The sequence below is a fragment of the Luteococcus sp. genome, assembly GCF_043424415.1.
GTDB lineage: Bacteria > Actinomycetota > Actinomycetes > Propionibacteriales > Propionibacteriaceae > Luteococcus.
This window is the reverse complement of record NZ_JBHWOO010000246.1, coordinates 1-3979: the sequence shown is the minus strand read 5'-3', so window position 1 is coordinate 3979 and position 3979 is coordinate 1. Positions and strand designations below refer to the sequence as shown.

General features: G+C 65.5%; 2 protein-coding genes. One reads left to right on the top strand and one right to left on the bottom strand.

From position 1 onward, the window contains the following. Positions 1-88: 88 nt before the first annotated feature. A complete protein-coding gene (locus tag ACHFFZ_RS14410; RefSeq protein ID WP_394277292.1) occupies positions 89-1777 on the bottom strand; it encodes a malectin domain-containing carbohydrate-binding protein in 1689 nt (562 codons plus the stop codon). Between the two features lie 255 nt (positions 1778-2032). On the opposite strand from ACHFFZ_RS14410, the gene ACHFFZ_RS14405 reads away from it, so the two are divergent. Beyond that, positions 2033-3832 (top strand): polysaccharide biosynthesis C-terminal domain-containing protein, encoded by a 1800-nt coding sequence (locus ACHFFZ_RS14405; RefSeq protein ID WP_394277291.1) that lies wholly within the window; start codon positions 2033-2035, stop codon positions 3830-3832. The last annotated feature ends 147 nt before the right edge of the window (positions 3833-3979 follow it).

The window sequence follows — 3979 nt, the reverse complement described above, 5'->3', positions numbered from 1 at the left end:
GAGTCCTCATCCTTGACGGATGAGGGACCCTCGTCGTGTTCTTCCAGCGGTGCCAGTCCAAGCAGTTGCACTCGTCAGGCGGTTTCGATCAGGGCTTGCCGTGGTCGACGGGCAGGAACTGCGTCTTGTCCCACGGGAAGTTCTTCAGCACCAGGTAGTCGGGGGTACCGGCAAGGATCTCGTCCCAGGGGTTCTTGCCCGTCTTGGCCTCGATGCCATAGCCGCTCTCCGTGGGAATGGCCACGGCGCCGGCCTTGTCGGTGATGATGAAGCCATAGGTCTGGGCCGCCTCGGCAACCATGCGACCCATCGGCGTCAGGTTGTACTTGCTCAGGTCCAGGTTCGGATCCAGGCGAAGCCGCTGACCCTCGCGGATCAGGCCCTTGCTCTGCATGGAACCGTCGGAACGCTGTGCGGGCCAGGAGATCTGGTTGTGCGGCGCCGGGTTGATGATGGCAAGCGAGAGGGCATGGTTGATCTTCCCGCGACGCACGTCCTCGAAGGTGATCATGCCGCCGGCGAGGGCAATGTTGGTGGCGCTCACGCCATAGCTCTCGCGGAACATGCCCTTGTTCTTGCTGACGTCGTCGATGCGACCGCCCCAGCAGGCTTCCCAGCCGGAATTGGTCTTCTTGGCCTGCCAGAACTCCCAGAGCTTGTCGGTGCTGGGCTGGTAGATGCTGAGCTGGCCGTCGGTGCCCATGGCGGGGGCGGCGGCGTCGGGGATGGGAACGCCCTTGAAGTAGGACAGCCCGTCGTAGACGTGGGCGGGCAGGCTGCCCTTGCCCTGGCAGTCAACCCACTTGATGTCCTTCTTGGGCTGGTTGGCGTCCACGGTCTCGAGTGCCACGTTGTACTGGTGTGCGTTGAAGGCGGCGATCCCGCCGTACCAGTCGGACACCTGCTTGGTCAGATCGGCAGCCTGTGCCTGGCTGTTGCCGGCCAGCGGTGCCTTGGAGATGTCCTCGAACCAGAAGCTGTCCTTGGTGAAGCTCACCGCGTAGTCGGACGGGTTCACCGCGGCGGGCGCCTGGGTGGGGGCTCCTGCTGCGGCAACATCCGCCTCCTTCGCAGCCGGAGCCGGATCGGGCAGCGGGGACTTGGCGGTCGGGTTCGCGGTGGGTGCCGCGGTGCTTGCGGGAGCACTCGGCTTCGCGCTGGGTGTGGCATTGGGTGACGTAGTGGGGGCCGGCGTGATCACGCGGTGCTTCTCGGTGTCGGTGGTCTCGTCGCCCGCGGCGCGTTCCACCTTGAGGGCGCTCACCAGCGGGTAGTTCACGTCGCCGCCGAAGTCCAGATCGAGCATGCCGTCGGTGACCTTAACCATGAAGCCGTGGCGGTAGGCGCCGCCGAATCCGACGGCCTCGAAGATGTCGATGTTCGACGCGGCGCGGCTGCCCTCGGCATCGATGTGGAAGACGCGCTGGCCCTTCTTCTTGAAGAAGTCCTCCGCCGCGTAGAGGGTCACCGCGTAGGTGCCCTCCGCGGGCACGGGGATGCGGTAGGTCTGCTCACCCCAGACATTGGCTGTGAAGACCTCAGAGATGTAGGCATCCCTGATCGTCTTGCCTTCAAGGGTGGTCGAGACTCCCCGGCCACCTTCGAGGCCGGCGTGGCTGCGCCAGACCCGACCGGCGCGATCGGTGACGTCATGGTTGGCGGCGATGGAGTAGAAACTGAAGGCTTCAGTGCCGCAGGCAGGTGTGAGGGCCAACAACAGGGGGGAGCACACGGTGGCGGTGGTGACGCCCAGGGCTCGGCGCGCGAGTGACTGCACGAAATCTCCGTCTTTGAACTTTGACCGATCAGATCGGTGGCTGATGTGGGGGCGCTCCCGCGCGAAGCGGTCTGCTGACCAATAGTCGCATGGAAGGCTCAAAGCTGAAAAACCTCAGGCCATGTTCAGTTATAACTCTATCTTTCGTCTTACTTAACCTGTGAACCCCATGAGTGCCAGCTGGGGATTGACCATTCGTCACCGGGGCTTGACGAAACGTCGCAGTTAGCATTGAGCGGCTACCAACCCGGGGGAATGATGACTTCAGAACAACCACGACCAGGGGCGCCGCTGCGCAAGTCCAGCGGCACATCCGCGTCAGGGCGTCCCGTCTCGCCCCGGCGTGCATGGCTGCCGCAGGACAGCGGGGTCTTCTCCCGGGCTCCCGAGATCGGTCCCGTCGACGGGATTCTGGACTCCTACGATCGAGCCCCCGACTTCGACGAGGCGACCACGCAGGACGCACCGTCCGCAGGGCACATGAAGCGGGGCGATTCCCCCACTGGTGAGCAGGGCCACGAGCAGGACAAGGGCGCTCCGGTCCAGGCGACTGACCGAAAGGCCATTCTGAAGGGGACCGCGTGGCAGGCACTGGGCCAGTTCACGCCGCTGATCATCAACCTGGCGCTGACGCCCTTCATCATCTCGGGCCTGGGGCAGACCATCTACGGCATCTTCCTGGTGGCCGTGGCCGTGCAGCTGTTCATCGCCGCGCTCGACGGGGGTGTCTCGGCCAGCTCGGCTCGCTATTTCACCATCCTGGTGGGCAAGGGTGACACTGCAGGTCTCACGCGTCTGCTCACCACGCTGCTCGGCTTCTCTGCCGTCACCTCGGCAGTGCTGTTCGGTTTCACCTGGCACTTCGCACCACAACTGATGGGATTCTTCCCCGCCACCGCGGCCGATCCCGAGGGCGCCGTCTTCCTGCTGCGTTCCATGGCATGCATCATCGTCATCGCCCAGCTGCGCTCCGGCTTCCAGCAGGTGGTGTGGGCCCACGGCACCTTTGCCTGGAACTCGCTGTCCACCTTCATCGGCCACCTGATCTACGTTGTCGGCATGGTGGCGACGATCCACTACGACTGGGGCCTGCACGGCATCGCATGGACCCAGCTGGCCCAGCAGATCGCGCCGACGGTGCTGATCATCCCCACCGCCTGGAAGCGCCTTGACCACCGCCACTTCCGCTTCACCGACTGGGCCACGGCCAAGGACTTCCTCTCCTATGCCTGGAAGGTGCAGCTGAGCTCGATCATGAATGTGATCGGCGCGCAGGGAGACATCATGCTGGTGGGCCGCTTCGCCTCGGCCCAGACCACCCCCTTCGGTGCCGGTAGCAACTTCGCCCAGACCTTGGGCAATGTGCCCATGAATGCCCACGTGCCGCTGCAGACCGCAGTCGGACATCATCTGGGGACGCTCAGCGAGGCCGAGGCAGCCGAACGCGTCTCCAAGATGCAGCTGCTGTGGGTGCGTGGCGTCTGGGGCTGGGTGGCCGTCGGTGCCCCCGCCGCACTGTTCGGGGTGACTGCCTGGCTGAACCTGGGCTCCTCGCTGACCGGAAATGTCGCCTGCCTGGTGTTGCTCAGCTTCGGCATGCTGCTGCTGGCGCAGGTGCAGCTGCTGTGGGCCCAGGGCCTGGGCCGAAGCGAGCTCTCGCTCTGGTACGGACTGGTCAGCACGGTGGTGAACCTGAGCCTGACCGTCGTGCTCATCAAGCCCTACGGCGCCATGGGATCGGTGGTGGCCACCGCGATCGGCCGCGTCATCGCCGCTGTCCTGTTGGAGTGGCTCATGGCGCGACGACTGCCCACCAACATCGCCTCCCCGTGGCATCAGGTGCCGTGGTTGCAGGGCGTCGCGGGCAGCATCGTCTCCGCGTTGGGTGCCTGGGCGGTCTTCACCTTCCTGGTGGGCAGCATCGTCCCCTACGGCCCCCTGGCACTGTTCGCCTGTGGCCTCGCCGCAGCCCCCGGAATGGTGGTCTACGGGGTGCTCACCTTCGGCGTCGACGGATCGCGTCAGATGCTGCGCAAGGTGTTGCGTCGGGGCTGAGCCCCGCTGGGAATGGTCGGGGCTGAGCCCCGCTGGGAATGGTCGGGGCTGAGCCCCGCTGGGAATGGTCGGGGCTGAGCCCCGCTGGGAATGGTCGGGGCTGAGCCCCGCTACGACGAAAGGGCCTGCACCAAGCGGTGCAGGCCC